We start from the raw sequence: 14594 nt of genomic DNA on the forward strand, positions 1-14594 counted from the left end.
GCGCACCCGGGCGGGCCACGAACGCCGGCTGCGCGTGGAGGTCGCCGACCGCTCCAGCGCGCTCCCGCGCCGGCGCGAGGCGGGCGATTCGGGGGTGTCGGGCCGCGGCCTCATGCTCGTGGACCGGCTGGCGGACGTCTGGGGCGTGGAACCGCGCGGCAGCGGCAAATGCGTGTGGTGCGAGTTCGTCATGGGCTGAGGCCCGGCGCCGGGCCGCCTGGCTGAAGGCCGCATGGGCTGGGGGCCGCGCGGGGCGGCCGGGCTGGGGGCCGCGCGGGCTGGGGGCTGCGCCGGCCGGGCGTGAGGGCCGCGCCCGGCCACCGGGCTCGCGGAAAGTCCGTTGCGGCGGGCGGCAGCGGTCCCTCAGGATCGGTGGCGATGACCGACACCATGGACGAAGTACGCCGCTTGCTGCAGCAGGACGATCTGCCCGGAGCGGTCCGGTCCCTGCGACCGCACGCCGAGACGGCACCGATCGCCGAACTCGCCCGGGCCACCGCGGCCCTGGCAGACAAGGCCGGGTTCACCGACCTGGCCGACGCCGCCCGCACGGCCGCCGAGCGGCCCCACGAACCGCAGGCCCTCTACGACTTCGGGTACGCCTGCGTCGAACGCGGCATCCCCTTCCTCGCCGTCGCACCGCTGCGCGAGGCGCTCGGGCTGCTCCCCGACTCGCGCACGCTCCTCACCGAGCTGGTCGCCGCCCTGGAGGACGAGCGCCGGCACGCCGAGGCCGCCGCGTTGCTGGCCGGCCGCGGAGACCGGCTGCCCGCCTGGCCCGAGACCTACCTCCTCGTGCACAACACCCTCTTCGCCGGGGACCTGGACACCGCCGAGGCGCTGCTGCCCGGTCTTCCCGCGCCCGAGGACCCGCAGTGGGCGCCGGCCCGGGACCGCCAGGCACACCAGGTCCGGCGCAGCGGCCGGGCCCGCCACGCCCAGCGCGGCGCCGGACACCCCGACCCGCTCGGCCCGGCCGACCTGCGCGGCTGGCACCACGGCCTCACCGGCGGGCTGCTCGGCACCCTGTCCCCGTACGGCTGGGACGCCGGGATGACCGGCCGGTACGCCTACCTCGGGGACACCTTCGGGCAGTGCCGCCACGGCCTGGCCCGCCTCGGGATCGCCCTGGAGGCCGCCGGGCGCCGCCCCGCGAGCGTCTCGCTGCTGCCGGGCCGGTCCGACCGGATCCTCGGCCTCGCCGCCGCCGCGGTGCTCGGGCTGCCCGCCGTACCGTACGAGCCCGGCCGCACCGACACCCTCGTCGTCGCCTACGACCTGAACCGGTGCGACCCGGACCTCGTCCGCACGCTGCACGCCCGCGCCGACGGCCAGATCCTGTCCGAGCACGCCACCTGCTGGACCGACCCGCCCGCGGTGAGCGCCGACTTCAGCACGCTGCTGTGCCAGTTCGTCGCCCCGCCCTGGCAGGACGACGACCGGTCCGAGGAGGAGATCGCCCGGGACGTCGCCGCGGCGGACCCCGCCCCGGACGGCGGCGACGGAGCGGCCCCGCCCGATCCGGACGAGGCGTTCCACGCCTTCGTGGCCGGCGTCGCCCCCGGCTGGCTCGCGGCGCCCCGGGACCGCGTGGCCTCGCCGGGCCCCGTGCCCAGCTCGCGCTTCGCCTGAGGCGGCGGCAGGCTGGGACCATGCCGGAGCTGCCCGAGGTCGAGGCCCTGCGCGAGTACCTCGACGAGCACCTCACCGGGCGGGTGGTCGAGCGCGTCCTCCCGCTCGCGGTGAGCGTGCTCAAGACGTACGACCCGCCGCTGACCGCCCTCGAAGGCCGGCCGGCCGGGGCCGTCGCCCGCCACGGGAAGTTCCTCGACCTGCGGATCGGCGAGCTCCACCTGGTCACCCACCTGGCCCGGGCCGGCTGGCTGCGCTGGCAGGACTCCCTGCCCGCGCAGCCGCCGCGGCCCGGAAAGGGGCCGCTGGCCCTGCGCGTCGCCCTCGACGGCGGCGGCGGCTTCGACCTCACCGAGGCCGGCACCCAGAAGCGGCTCGCCGTGTACGTGGTCCGCGACCCGCGAAAGGTCCCGGGTATCGCCCGGCTCGGCCCCGATCCGCTCGCCGACGGATTCGACCGGGACGCCTTCGCCGCACTGCTCGCGGGGGAGCGGCGTCAGATCAAGGGCGTCCTGCGGGACCAGAGCGTGATCGCGGGGATCGGGAACGCCTACAGCGACGAGATCCTGCACGCCGCCCGTGTGTCGCCGTTCAAGCTCGCCTCCTCCTTCGGCGAGGAGCAGATCACTCAGCTGCACGCCGCGGTCCGGGACACCCTGCGCGAAGCGGTCGGCCGGGCGCACGGCGTCGCCGCGGGGAAGCTCAAGGCCGAGAAGAAGAGCGGTCTGCGCGTGCACGGCCGCGCCGGCGAGCCGTGCCCGGTGTGCGGGGACACGATCCGGTCGGTGTCCTTCGCCGACTCCTCGCTGGAGTACTGCCCCACCTGCCAGACCGGCGGGAAACCGCTCGCCGACCGGCGGCTTTCGCGCCTCCTCAAATAGCCGGGCGCTGCGTAGACTCCGGCACCATGCCCGAGGAGCAGCAGTCGCCGCCCCGGCGCGAGGTCGTCACCGGGGTGCCCCGGGGTGCCCGCCGCCGGGCGCCCGCCCACACCCCCGCCCGTTCGGAGATCTCCGAGCAGACCAGCCTCGGGGCCACCTACGTACGGGCCCTGATGCGCAGCCAGCTGCGCGCGGGCCTCGGGGCGCTGGCCGCGCTGGCCTGCCTGGTCGGGGCACTGCCGCTGGTGTTCGCGGTGCCCCGGGCCCGGTCGGGGCCGCTCGTCTGGCTGGTGCTGGGGCTGCTGGTGTATCCCGTGATGTGGCTGATCGCCCGGTGGTACGTCCGCCGGGCGGAGCGCAACGAGGCCGATTTCACGGGCCTGGTGATGGAACCGGCCGACCGGTCCAGCTAGCGGCTGCACCGCCGGTCAGAACGGGTGGCTGCGCCGCCGGTCAGAACAGGTGCATCGCCAGGTGGCCCAGGGGCAGCCCGAGCTGCCAGGCCGGGGTCCACACGCGGGCGTTCTCGTCCAGTCCCGGTGGGGTGTCGGTGTGGCCGTGGTGCCCCGGGTCGAGGTTGGTCGCGAACAGTTCGGTGCCGTCCAGCCAGCGCCAGGCCGCCCGGGCCAGTTCCAGGTCGGGGTCCTCGCCGCTGCCGCTCTCCCGGGCCGCCTCGCCCAGGTCGAGGAAGCGGGTGTGCACCCAGTCGCGCCAGGGGTGGCCGTACGCCGTCAGCGACAGCCACTCGTCGAGCTGTGAGACCACGCGGATCCCGGAGAGCTCGCCGGCCGCGTCGGAGAGGTAGATGGTCAGGGCGAGTGTGTCCCGTCCGGCCCGGAACTCCAGCGTGCTGACCGGGATCAGCCGGCCCGTGCGCAGGAGTTCGTCGGCGATGTACTCGGCGTAGAGCCAGGCCATCGGCACCGCGAGCCCACCGTCACTGGTGCCGTTCGTACCCTCGGGCTGCACCGTCCCACCTTCTCCCGCGCGTCGAGCGTCCCGTCGTCAGCCCCGAGCCTTCACCGAGCGACTGACGGCGCGGGGGATGTTTACTCAACTTGGACGGTCTTATGTCGCATTCGGTGCGTTTTTTGTCCGGTCCGCATCCCTTCACGCCGTTCCGGGATCCGTTCCCGGGTGGGCGGGGGTGTCAGGCGCCGAGTCCGTAGCCGTAGCCCTGGAGGCCCTTCCTCAGGGCGCGCAGGGCGTAGTACGTACGGGACTTGACGGTTCCGGCCGGGATGCCGAGCTCGGCGGCGGCCTCCGCCACCGACCGGTCGCGGAAGTAGACCTGGAGCAGCACCTCGCGGTGCTCCTGTCCCAGGGATCCCACGGCCCGCCGTACGTCGATGGCGGTGACCGACCCGGCCACCGCGTCCTCGGGGGCGGCTGCCTGCTCCAGCCCCTCGGGGTCCACCTCCAGCGGCCGTGACATCCGGGCCCGCCGGGCGTCGATCGCGAGCCGCCGGGCCACGGTGAACAGCCAGGGCCGCATGGAGTCGTGCCCGCTGGCCAGGGCCTCCGGGTGCTGCCAGACCCGTACGAGGGTCTCCTGGACGAGGTCCTCCGCGCGCTGGGCGTCGCCGGCGGTGAGGCCGACCAGGAATCCGAACAGGGCCCGCCCGTGGTCGCGCTGGAGTTCGGCCAGCGCCTCGGAATCCGTACGCGGGAGGGTGGGGGAGAGCGGCACGTGTGGCTCCTTCCGGGTGCGCGGGGGGTCTATGGGGGGTGGCGCCCCGTCCACCCTGACCTGCGCGGAGCCGACCCGGAACCGTCCTGCCCCGGCGTTGCGCCCAAGCAACCGGGTGGTCCGACGGGCGGCCGTGCCGGGCGGTGAACGGTCGAACGGCGCGGCGAACGGCAGGCGGCGTGCGGTGTCCGCCGTCGGAGTGGGCTCGTCGGCCGGACGCGGTCCCGGTCCTTGACTTACTGCGTGTTGTTATGTGGATTGCAGATGATGACATGTCAGATAGTCGTATAAATGGGAGCCGATTGATGATCACGCGCACCCGCCCCAGGGCGGTCGCCCTGCTCTCCGCCCTCCTGCTGTCCGCGGCGGCGGGATGTTCGGCCGCCGGGGACACCGCCCCGGCCCGCCTCGGGGAATCCGGCCCACCGGCTCCCTCCAGCGCCGCCGGTGCGCCCGCCGCCAAGGGCTTCACCCTGGTCGCGAGCGGCGACGTACTGCCGCACACCTCGGTCATCCGGCACGCAGCGAACGACGCGGAGGGCGACGGCCACGACTTCAGGCCGATGTTCTCCGGCGTCAAGGCCATGGTCTCGGGAGCCGACCTGGCCCTCTGCCACATGGAGACGATCTACGGCGAGGAGGGCGGGCCCTTCTCCGGCTACCCCGCCTTCAAGTCCCCGCCGGAGGTCGCCGACGGCCTGAAGGACGCCGGCTACGACGGCTGCTCCACCGCCTCGAACCACACCCTCGACGACGGCGCCGCCGGGCTGCGCCGCACACTGGACCGCTTCGACAAGGTCGGCCTGCGGCACGCCGGGTCGGCCCGTACCGCGGCCGAGGCGGCCGCGGTCACCACGTACACGGCGGGCTCGGCCAAGGTGGCACACCTCGCGTACACCTATGACACCAACGGCTACCCGCTGCCCGACGGCCAGCCGTGGGCGGTCAGCCTGATGAAACAGGACAGGATCGTCGCGGACGCCCGGGCCGCCCGGAAGGCGGGCGCGGACGTGGTGCTGGTGAGCGTCCACTGGGGCACGGAGTGGCAGACCGAACCGGACGGGACCCAGCTCTCGCTGGGCAGGGCGCTGACCGCCTCCCGGACCGGCGACCGGCCCGACATCGACCTGATCCTGGGCACGCACGCACACATCCCCCAGCCCTACGAGAAGGTCAACGGGACCTGGATCGTCTACGGCATGGGCGACCAGGTCGCGGGCGAGATGTTCAACCACAGCGGCGCCCGCGACATGCGCGGCAACTACGGCTCGATCGGCCGCTTCACCTTCGCCCCGCCGGCCGAGGCGGGGCAGCGCTGGCAGGTCACCAAGGCCGAGTTCGTGCCGCAGATGATGGACCTGTCCGCCGGCCGGGTCGTCCACCTCCCCGACGCCCTCGCGAAGGACCCGGGCCGCCAGGACTACGAGGCCGCCCGGGACGAGATCACCGAGGCCGTCCTCAGCCGCGGCGCCGCCAAGGACGGCCTGGTGGCGGCCCCGTAAGGGCTCGGTTCGCCTCCGGGGCGCCCTTTGCCGGACTCACAGGTCCGTACGCGCTCGCAACCGGACTCACAGGTCCGTACGCGCTCGAAAATCGCTTGTACCTCACGATGTCCTCCGCGCGCTCGGACCTGTTTCCCCGGCGCGCCCCTTCGGCCCACTCGCCAGGGCGCCAGGGGCCGGGGGCGGCGGTCAGGGGACCACGGTCACCGGCCAGCGGCCCGCCTTGACCAGGCGGATCGCCACCGAGCCGACGATGCGGTGCCCCGCCTGCTCCGAGGCGCCGACCACCACCGCGTCGGCCATCAGCTCCTGCGCCGCGCTCACCAGACCGGCGTAGGGGTCGCCGCGGAAGGTGTGGAACTCCCAGCGCACCTCGTAGATCCCCTTGAGCCGCTCCGCCGACGCGCGGATCTCGGCCACCAGCCCCTCCGCGATCTCCCCGGTGGTGTCCGCCACGGGTGCCCCGAGCGCCGCCCCGGCCGGCACCACCGGCTGGACGTACACCAGCGCCAGCAGGGCATTCTGCCGCCGGGCGAGGCCGGCCGCGTAGGCCGCCGCCCGCAGTGAGGACTCCGAACCGTCCACCCCGGCCAGGATCACCTTCGGGCCGTCGGTACCGCGTTCGAATCCCGAGTTCACGTGCTCCGTCACCCTGCGAGGATAGGCCGTGGCGTGCACGGAGCCCCCCACCCGCTCGGCGCGCGCACCGGCGCACCCCTCCCTACAGTGCGAACCATGAGTGCCACCGCGCAGGAGACGCAACGCACCCGCAGCCGCTTCCTGAACCGGGTGCCCGACGGGTTCGGCGCGTTCTTCGGGACGATCGGCCTGCTGTGCGCGCTGCTGTCGCTCTCCCCGACCCTGCGGCGCCTCCTGCGGCACGTCGTGCGCTTCCTCGACCTGATCGTCGTACCGGTCAGCGCGAACCTCGCCTACGCCGTCTTCCTCTTCCTCTTCGCGGCGGCCCTCGGGACCCGCAAGAAGGTCGCCTGGTGGATGGTCATCACCTATCTGGCCCTGCTGATCGTCGACGACCTGCTGGACATCGCGGTCGGCGACTACTGGATCGGCATCTCGTCCATGGTCCTGGCCGTCGCCGCCATGGCCGTACTGATCGCCGCCCGCAAGGAGTTCTACGCCGCCTCCCGGCCCGGGGCGCTGTGGCACGCCCTGATCGTGCTCGGCCTCGGCATGCTCGCCGCGGTCCTCCTCGGCTGGGCCCTCGTCGCCCTCTTCCCCGGTTCCCTGCCCCGCGGCCAGTGGCTGGACTGGGCCGCCAAGCAGGTCTTCGGCGGCCTCTTCTCAGCACGGCAGTTCGACGGCCGCCCGCCCCGGCCGCTGTACTTCCTCCTCGGCCTCTTCGGCGCCGTCGCCCTGCTCAACGCGGCCGCCACCCTCTTCCGTTCCCAGCGCCTGACCGCGGCCCTGCACGGCGACGAGGAACCCCGGATCAGGGCCCTCCTCGGCGCGTACGGACGGGCCGACTCGCTCGGCTACTTCGCCACCCGGCGCGACAAGGCCGTCGTCTTCGCCCCCAACGGCCGGGCCGGCGTCACCTACCGCGTCGAAGCCGGCGTCTGCCTCGCCAGCGGCGACCCGGTGGGCGACCCCGCCGCCTGGTCCGCCGCCATCGACGCCTGGCTGGCCGTGGCCCGCCGACACGGCTGGCAGCCCGCCGTGATGGGCGCGTCCGAGGACGGCGCCACCGCCTTCGCCCGCTCCGGGCTGAGCGCCCTCCAACTGGGCGACGAGGCCATCCTGCACGTCGCCCACTTCGACCTCGACGGCCGGGACATGCGCGTCACCCGCCAGGCCGTCAACCGCGTCAGGCGGGCCGGCGCGACCACCGTCGTCCGCCGCCACTCGGCCCTCTCCGAGGAGGAGATGCGGACCATCATCGACCGCGCGGACCGCTGGCGGGACACCGAGACCGAACGGGGCTTCTCCATGGCCCTGGACCGGCTCGGCGACCCCGCCGACGGGGACTGCCTGCTGGTCGAGGCCTTCGACGCCGAGGGCGAGCTGATCGCCCTGCTCTCCTTCGTCCCCTGGGGCAGCGACGGCATCTCCCTCGACCTGATGCGCCGTGACCGCACCGCACCCAACGGGGTCATGGAGTTCATGGTCGCCGAACTGTGCGCCGCCGCCCCCGGCCTCGGCGTGCGCCGTATCTCCCTCAACTTCGCCGTCTTCCGGTCCGCCTTCGAGGAGGGCGGCCGCATCGGCGCCGGCCCCGTCCTGAAGGTGTGGCGCAAACTGCTGCTCTTCTTCTCCCGCTGGTGGCAGCTGGAGGCGCTGTACCGCTCGAACGTCAAGTACGGCCCCGAGTGGTTCCCGCGGTTCCTCTGCTACCAGGACGCCGGCTCGCTCGCCCGGGTCAGCCTCGCCTCCGGCATCGCCGAGGGCTTCGTCTCCGTACCCAGCCTGCGCACCCTGTGGGGCAACGCCCACCCCAAGGGCGTCACCGCCCCCGCCACCACCGAGGGGCTGCCCCCCATCGAATCCCTGGGCCTGGAAGCGGTGGGGGAGGAGCTCCCCGGCGTGCCCGTGGAGCGGCTGCCCGAACAGGTCCGCGTACGGCACGCCAAACTCGACCGCATCCGGGCCGCCGGCACCGACCCCTACCCGGTGGGGATCCGCCTGCGCACCCACACCGTCGCCGAGCTCAAGGCGGCCCACCCGGGCCATCCGCCCGGCGCCCGGACCACCGAGCCCGCCACCCTCGCCGGGCGCGTGATGGTCGTACGCGACCTCGGCGGCGTGGTCTTCGCCGTCCTGCGCGACTGGTCCGGCGACATACAGCTGATGCTCACCCGCGACGAGGCCGGCCCCGAGGTGCTCGACTCCTTCACCTCCCAGGTCGACTTCGGCGACCACATCCTCGTGACCGGCGAGCCCGGCGCCAGCCGGACCGGCGAGCTCTCCCTCGTCGTCCGCTCCTGGCAGCTCACCGGCAAGTGCCTGCGGCCCCTCCCCGACAAGCGCAAGGGTCTCGCCGACCCGGAGGCCCGGGTCCGCCGCCGCTACCTCGACCTCGTCGCCAGCCCCGAGGCGCGCGACGTCGTACGGGCCCGCTCCAGCGCCGTCCAGGCGCTGCGCCAGGGGCTGCTCGACCGCGGCTACCTGGAGGTCGAGACCCCGATGCTCCAGCAGATCCACGGCGGCGCCAACGCCCGGCCGTTCCGCACCCACATCAACGCCTACGACCTCGACCTGTACCTGCGCATCGCGCCCGAGCTGTACCTCAAACGGCTCTGCGTCGGCGGGATGGAGAAGGTCTTCGAGATGGGCCGCACCTTCCGCAACGAGGGCGTCTCCTACAAGCACAACCCCGAGTTCACGATGCTGGAGGCCTACCAGGCCTTCGCCGACTACGACGTCATGCTCGACCTCACCCGGGAACTGATCCAGGGAGCCGCCACCGCGGCCTACGGCTCACCGATCGCGCACAAGGCGGGCGCCGACGGGAAGCTCGTCGTCCACGACATCTCCGGAACCTGGCCGGTCAAGACCATGTACGGAGCCATCAGCGAAGCCCTCGGCGAGGAAGTCGACGCCGACACCGAGGAGAGCGTCCTGCGCAGGCTGTGCGACCGGGCCAAGGTCCCCCACGGACCCGAGGACACCCGCGGCGACGTGGTCCTGGAGATGTACGAACGGCTGGTGGAGGAACGGACGAAACTCCCCACCTTCTACAAGGACTTCCCGACCGACGTCTCCCCGCTCACCCGTCAGCACCGCCGGGACCCGCGGCTCGCCGAGCGCTGGGACCTCGTCGCCTTCGGCACCGAACTGGGCACCGCCTACTCGGAGCTGACCGACCCCGTCGAACAGCGGCGCAGGCTCACCGCCCAGTCCCTCCTCGCGGCCGGCGGCGACCCCGAGGCCATGGAGCTCGACAACGACTTCCTGGACGCACTCGAATACGCGATGCCGCCGACCGGCGGCCTCGGCATCGGCGTGGACCGCCTCGTCATGTTCCTCACGGGCCTGACGATCCGCGAGACCCTCCCGTTCCCCCTGGTGCGGCGCGGCTGACCGGCAGCCGCGGGGGCCGGCCGGCCGCCCGGCTGGTCCGCACGGGTGAGCGGGGCGGGGCGCGTCCGCGCCTCTCGACATCTGCGCGGACGTCGTTGATACGTAGTAATAATGAAAAAAGACGAGCCGACAGTAGGGCGGCGCGTGCTCCTGCGCACCGCCGTCCTCCTCGGAGTCGCAGCCGCCGGACTGATCACCGCGCGCAACGGCATCGAGGGCGCAGCGCCCGCGGCACCGGGCGCACCGGGGCCCGCCTCCGGGCCCGGCCCGAACCCCGCGGCGGGCGCACCCGGCGCGCTCCCCGGGGCGCTGCCCGAGAAGGCCTACCGGCTGCGCCCCATGACGGCGGAAGCCCCCGCCCGGCCGGCCGCGGTGAAACCGGCCGTGCGCAGCCGGCCCATCCTGGAACTCCCGGCCGACGCACACACCGACAGCTCCATGGTCCTCACCTTCGACGACGGACCGGACCCCCGCTACACCCCGGCCATCCTCGACACCCTCGGCCGCTACGGCGTGCGCGCCATGTTCTTCGTCTGCGGGGAGATGGCCGCGCAGAACAAGGGCCTGCTGCGCCGCATGGCCGACGAGGGGCACGTCATCGGCAACCACACCTGGACCCACCCGCACATCCCCAGGCTGAGCAGGCCGGCCCTCGCCGCCGAGATCGGCCGCACCAGCGAGGTCGTCCAGCAGGCCGTGGGCGAGGCGCCCCAGTGGTTCCGGGCGCCCTACGGCGCGTGGAACCGGGCCGCCTTCGAGATCGGGGCCGAGCTGGGCATGGAGCCGCTCGCCTGGACCGTGGACAGCCTGGACTGGGAAGAGCCCGGCGTCACCACCATCGTCTCCCGGGTCCTGCGCGGTGCCGGGCCGCGCGCGATCGTGCTGTCGCACGACGCCGGCGGCGACCGGTCGCAGAGCGTCCGGGCCATCGCCTCGTACCTGCCCCAACTGCTGGCACGGGGCTACCGGATGACGCTGCCGACCCTGTCCGCCGTGGCGTCGCACTGACAACGGGGCGGGGCCGGGACCTCCCCCGGCCCCCCGTTCAGCGGGCCGCCACCATCCGGGCGAAGACGACCACGTTGCCGTCGTACCCGCGTGCCTTGGAGTATCCGCCGCCGCAGGTGATCACCCGGAGTTCCGCGTGCCCGGTGTCCCCGTACACACGTGCCCCGGGGAAGGCCTCCTTGGAGAAGACCTCCACCCCGTACACCTCGAACACCGCGGTGCGCCCGTCGTACCGCTCCACCTCGATCCGGTTGCCCGGCTTGACCGAGCCCAGGCCGTAGAAGACCGCCGGGCCCTGCGCGTTGTCCACGTGGCCCACGACCACCGCCGAGCCCCGCTGCCCCGGCGAGATGCCGTTGAGGTACCAGCCCGCGAGGTTGCGCTCCTGCGGCGGCGGCGCGTCGATCCAGCCCTCCGCGTCGAGCCCGACCGTCATCACCGGCGCGTCCACGTTGATCGTGGGAATCCGGATGCGCTGCACCGACGAGTGGTCGAGCAGCTCCATGTCCGCAGGCGGTTTCGGCGGATTCGCCGGCAACTGGTCGGCCGTCACCGCGACGGCCGAGGCCGCGGTGGGCTGGGGCGGTCCGTCGTCGATGTTCACGCCGTTCCGCACCATGGCGAGGCCGCTGAGCATGACCAGGGCGAGTACGCCCCACGGCGAGCGTTTGCGCGAGTGCCCTGTCTCGTCCTCGCCCATCGTTCTCCCTTCCCGACGCGGGGGTCCCGACCCGCGTTCCCTTCCCACCCCTGTACGCCCTGCTTCACGCACGCTAAGGCCGGGGCGGCAGGTCGGCGATCGGGGAGGGGCGAACGGGTGGCCGCGGCCGCGGAGGGGGCCGGAGGGGCCGGAAGGGGTGCGCCCATCCAGGTAATCGTCACATAAATGCCTGACGGGTCGTGACCTGCGGATCCGTCGGCCAGGGCGTCCGCGCTTCGGCGTGTCGCTCAACCGGGCGGCCCAAAGCCGGACATGCGCGGATTGCGGGACGACCGGAGGGTTCGACGTGGGAGGCGTTCTCGTCGATCATCCGGGGCCGACGCTCCGGGGCGCTTCCCGCTGGAGGTTCCACCATGCGTGTCTTGCGCGCTCTTACCGTGACGGCGGCAGCCTGTGCCGCGCTCGGCCTCAGTGCCCCGCTCGCCTCCGCGAACCAGGACCCCGGGGGCCGGGGTGGGAATGGGGGTGGGAACGGCCCCAGCAACATCTCGGTGAACCCGTACGCCGTGCACCAGGGGTCCACGATGCAGGTCAGCGCGGCGGGCTGCGGTCACGGCGGTACCGTCACCTCGCACGGAAACTTTCCGCCGGCGAACCTGTCCGCCGGATCGATCGGGTTCGCGACCGTGCGGGTCTTCAACCACGCCTCGCCGGGCACCCACACGCTGGCGGTCAAGTGCAACGACAGCAACCTGGTCGCCACGGCCCGGTTCCGGATCCTCGAGGGCAACCCCTCGCAGGGCGGCATCGGCGGGTCCTTCGGCCCGTCCACCGCCGAGACGGCCATCGGCGCGGGCCTCGTCGGCGCCTCCGCCCTGGGCGCGGGTGCCCACGTGCTGCGCCGTCGCCGTCCGCTCCGCGGCCGCAGCTGACCGGAAGGCGCTCCCGGTCAGCCCACCGCCCGCTCCGCCGGTCGCCCCGCGTCCTCCCCGAGGACCCGGGGCGAACGGCGGTGGAGGGGGACACACGTGGGATTCGCAGCGGATCCGATGGGGATTCGGGGGGAATTCGCGGCGGATCCGCTGGGGATTCGCGGGGGATTCAATGACCGCGGCCGGAGGCCCGGCGGCGCAGGGCGTACGCCGTGCCGCCCGCGGCGGCGAGGAAGAGGCCGGCGCCGGCGCCGAGTTCCAGCGGGTCCATCCCGGCCACGCTGCCGCCGAGGCCACCGCGGACACCGCGGGCGGAGGTGGTGGTGACGGGGGCCACGGCGGGGTTCGTCACCTGGCCCGTGGCGGGGGCCGTCCTCGTGGAACTCGTCGTGGGCCTGGTGGTGCCGCCGGCGATCGTCAGATCCGCCGAGCCGGTCTCCCCGTTGCATGTGAAGGAGACGGAGTACACGGCGCCGGGCCGGGCGTCCCGGTCGATGGTGGCGCGTACGCTCTGGCCGCGCGCGATGCTCACGGTGTCGAACACACCGGAGGAGGCCGTGGAGTAGGCGGCGTTGCAGCCGCTGACCGCGAGCACCACCTGGCCGCCGGGGGCGACGGTCGAGGGGGTGAGGGTGAAACCGAACGAAGTGACCCGCCGGGCCTGTCCGTCCGCGGGCTTCTCGGCCCGGGGCACGGCCCGGGCGTCGGTCCGGGCCTCGGCCGCGGACGCGGCGGGCGCGCCGAGGGCTGCGAGCGCGAGTACGGCGGACGTGGCGCCGGCACTCAGCAGGGCGGTGACGCAGGGACGTATCGCACCCATGGTTGATTCTCCGGATCCCCGAGGAGCAGCCGCGGAACGGTTTCCGCACGTGGGGGGTCGTGCGCCTCGATGTCCGCCACGCTAGGCGCGGGTGCCGGGGCCCGCGATCAGGAACGGGCGAATGGGGCATGGCCGTAGGCCGAACCGGGGACGGGAGGCCCGTCCCCGGTTTGCCGGGCGGCGTCAGCCGCCGAGGTCCAGGTGGGAGAACTGCGTCAGGAACGGTTCGGCGGTGGCCGAGATGCCCCGCCCGAACGGCGCGTCGAAGTCCCAGATCAGGAACAGCAGGAAGGCGATCAGCGCGCTGAACAGCCCCGCCAGCAGCATCTCCCGGAACGAGCGCCGGATCTGCAGGGTGAAGATCAGCCCCACCGTGATCAGCGCTCCGGTGATCAGACCGAACCAGACCACGCCCGGCATGGTGGCCCCCGCACTCGCGCCGCGTGCGCTGCGGGCGTCGTCCGCCACCGCCACCTGGTCGACGAGCGGCTGGTAGGCCTGGCCCTCGTGGTCGGTCTGCGGCTCGTAGTCGGTGACGTCCCGGCGGATGCGTTCCAGCAGCTCCCCGCCGCGGTCCGTGAGTTCGCCGTCGTCCGCCATGACCTTCCACTCCGTGTCCACCACGAAGGTCACGTACGCGTCGACGTCGGCCCGGATCCTCGTGCGGACCTCGGCCGGGTAGACCTGCGAGCGGACGCTGATCTCGTGCAGGGCCTGTGCTTCCTGGCGTACGTATTCCTGGGCGGCTCCGCGCCCCTCCCAGACGCCCGCGATGGCCAGGCCCAGCACGATCGCGTAGATCACCCCGATCATCATCGTCATGTACTCGATGACGTCCGGGGTCTCGTTCGGATCGTCGTCCTCGCCGATCCTGCGGTGATTGAAGAAGGCGATGGACAGCACCACGGCACAGGCCGCGGCCATCGCGAGGGACAGGACGAGCCATTCCGACAAGATGACTCCAGATCGTTTGACTTCGGGCGGTTCACCGCGGGCGCAGCGCGACGATCGCGAGCACCGCGGGAGCCGCGGTCAGCAGGGTGAAGGTGACCGGCGAGATGTGGTGCTCGGCCGGTTTACGGGTCGCCGCGGTGTACGCCGGGCGGGCCACCGGTTTCGGCGGGGGCGCGGCCACCGTGGGGGGCGGCGGTGGAGGCGGTGCGGGTGGCTGCGCGGCCCGCGGCGGTGCGGGCTTCGGCTTCGGCGGGACCGGTGCGGGCAGGACGGGCTTCGGTACGGGGCGGGGCGCGGCCCTGGGCGGCGCGGGCGCCGGCTTCGCGGGCGGAGGCGGAGGCGGTGGGGTCGCCACCGGGCTCGGCGTGGGCTTCGCAGGAGGCGGCGGAGTGGGCTTCGGCTCGGGCGGCGGGGTGGGCTTCGGGGGCGGCTTCGGCGGACACGGCGGGGGGGGGGGGGGGGGGGGGGGGGGGGGG

General features: G+C 73.6%; 15 protein-coding genes. 8 read left to right on the forward strand and 7 right to left on the reverse strand.

The window, feature by feature from the left end; genetic code table 11:
• The 4 genes from AAT21_RS38840 to AAT21_RS12235 form a co-directional block, all read left to right on the forward strand.
• A partial coding sequence (locus tag AAT21_RS38840; protein ID WP_046777471.1) for an ATP-binding protein occupies positions 1-199 on the forward strand: 199 nt, incomplete at its 5' end.
• A gap of 179 nt (positions 200-378) precedes the next feature.
• Positions 379-1632, forward strand: coding sequence for a tetratricopeptide repeat protein (locus tag AAT21_RS12225; protein WP_046776642.1), 1254 nt, complete (start codon positions 379-381; stop codon positions 1630-1632).
• Positions 1633-1652: 20 nt separating this feature from the next.
• A complete protein-coding gene (locus tag AAT21_RS12230; RefSeq protein ID WP_046776643.1) occupies positions 1653-2513 on the forward strand; it encodes an Fpg/Nei family DNA glycosylase in 861 nt (286 codons plus the stop codon).
• A 26-nt stretch (positions 2514-2539) separates the two neighbouring features.
• Positions 2540-2926, forward strand: coding sequence for a hypothetical protein (locus AAT21_RS12235; protein WP_046776644.1), 387 nt, complete (start codon positions 2540-2542; stop codon positions 2924-2926).
• Between the two features lie 40 nt (positions 2927-2966).
• On the opposite strand, the gene AAT21_RS12240 is transcribed toward AAT21_RS12235, so the two are convergent.
• Both AAT21_RS12240 and AAT21_RS12245 read right to left on the reverse strand, forming a co-directional pair.
• Positions 2967-3431 carry a hypothetical protein gene (locus AAT21_RS12240; protein WP_046777300.1) on the reverse strand — a complete coding sequence of 155 codons (465 nt, stop codon included), beginning with the start codon at positions 3429-3431 and terminating at the stop codon, positions 2967-2969.
• Positions 3432-3663: 232 nt separating this feature from the next.
• Positions 3664-4203, reverse strand: a complete 540-nt coding sequence (locus AAT21_RS12245; RefSeq protein WP_046776645.1) for a sigma-70 family RNA polymerase sigma factor — start codon at positions 4201-4203, stop codon at positions 3664-3666.
• 305 nt (positions 4204-4508) lie between these two features.
• Between AAT21_RS12245 and AAT21_RS12250 the strand changes: the two genes are divergently transcribed.
• Positions 4509-5705 (forward strand): CapA family protein, encoded by a 1197-nt coding sequence (locus AAT21_RS12250; protein ID WP_046776646.1) that lies wholly within the window; start codon positions 4509-4511, stop codon positions 5703-5705.
• Between the two features lie 189 nt (positions 5706-5894).
• Here the strand turns inward: AAT21_RS12250 and AAT21_RS12255 are convergent, their stop codons facing one another.
• A complete protein-coding gene (locus tag AAT21_RS12255; RefSeq protein ID WP_046777301.1) occupies positions 5895-6356 on the reverse strand; it encodes a universal stress protein in 462 nt (153 codons plus the stop codon).
• 84 nt (positions 6357-6440) lie between these two features.
• Here AAT21_RS12255 and lysX point away from each other — a divergent pair, with 84 nt between their 5' ends.
• Together lysX and AAT21_RS12265 are read left to right on the forward strand one after the other, a co-directional pair.
• Positions 6441-9743, forward strand: a complete 3303-nt coding sequence (gene lysX / locus AAT21_RS12260; protein WP_046776647.1) for a bifunctional lysylphosphatidylglycerol synthetase/lysine--tRNA ligase LysX — start codon at positions 6441-6443, stop codon at positions 9741-9743.
• 111 nt (positions 9744-9854) lie between these two features.
• Positions 9855-10751 carry a polysaccharide deacetylase family protein gene (locus AAT21_RS12265; RefSeq protein ID WP_046776648.1) on the forward strand — a complete coding sequence of 299 codons (897 nt, stop codon included), beginning with the start codon at positions 9855-9857 and terminating at the stop codon, positions 10749-10751.
• A gap of 37 nt (positions 10752-10788) precedes the next feature.
• Here the strand turns inward: AAT21_RS12265 and AAT21_RS12270 are convergent, their stop codons facing one another.
• Positions 10789-11451, reverse strand: coding sequence for a class F sortase (locus tag AAT21_RS12270; RefSeq protein ID WP_046776649.1), 663 nt, complete (start codon positions 11449-11451; stop codon positions 10789-10791).
• A 512-nt stretch (positions 11452-11963) separates the two neighbouring features.
• Between AAT21_RS12270 and AAT21_RS12275 the strand changes: the two genes are divergently transcribed.
• Complete coding sequence (locus AAT21_RS12275) at positions 11964-12344, forward strand: hypothetical protein (protein ID WP_308296329.1); 381 nt, start codon at positions 11964-11966, stop codon at positions 12342-12344.
• Between the two features lie 169 nt (positions 12345-12513).
• Here AAT21_RS12275 and AAT21_RS12280 read toward each other — a convergent pair whose 3' ends face one another.
• From AAT21_RS12280 to AAT21_RS35390, 3 genes are all read right to left on the reverse strand, one after another.
• A complete protein-coding gene (locus tag AAT21_RS12280; RefSeq protein ID WP_052757728.1) occupies positions 12514-13164 on the reverse strand; it encodes a hypothetical protein in 651 nt (216 codons plus the stop codon).
• 183 nt (positions 13165-13347) lie between these two features.
• A complete protein-coding gene (locus AAT21_RS12285; RefSeq protein ID WP_046776651.1) occupies positions 13348-14118 on the reverse strand; it encodes a bestrophin-like domain in 771 nt (256 codons plus the stop codon).
• Between the two features lie 122 nt (positions 14119-14240).
• Complete coding sequence (locus AAT21_RS35390) at positions 14241-14561, reverse strand: hypothetical protein (protein ID WP_157879669.1); 321 nt, start codon at positions 14559-14561, stop codon at positions 14241-14243.
• Positions 14562-14594 lie beyond the last annotated feature (33 nt).

Origin of the sequence: Streptomyces yangpuensis (assembly GCF_001005295.1) — a bacterium.
GTDB classification, from domain to species: Bacteria; Actinomycetota; Actinomycetes; order Streptomycetales; family Streptomycetaceae; genus Streptomyces; species Streptomyces yangpuensis.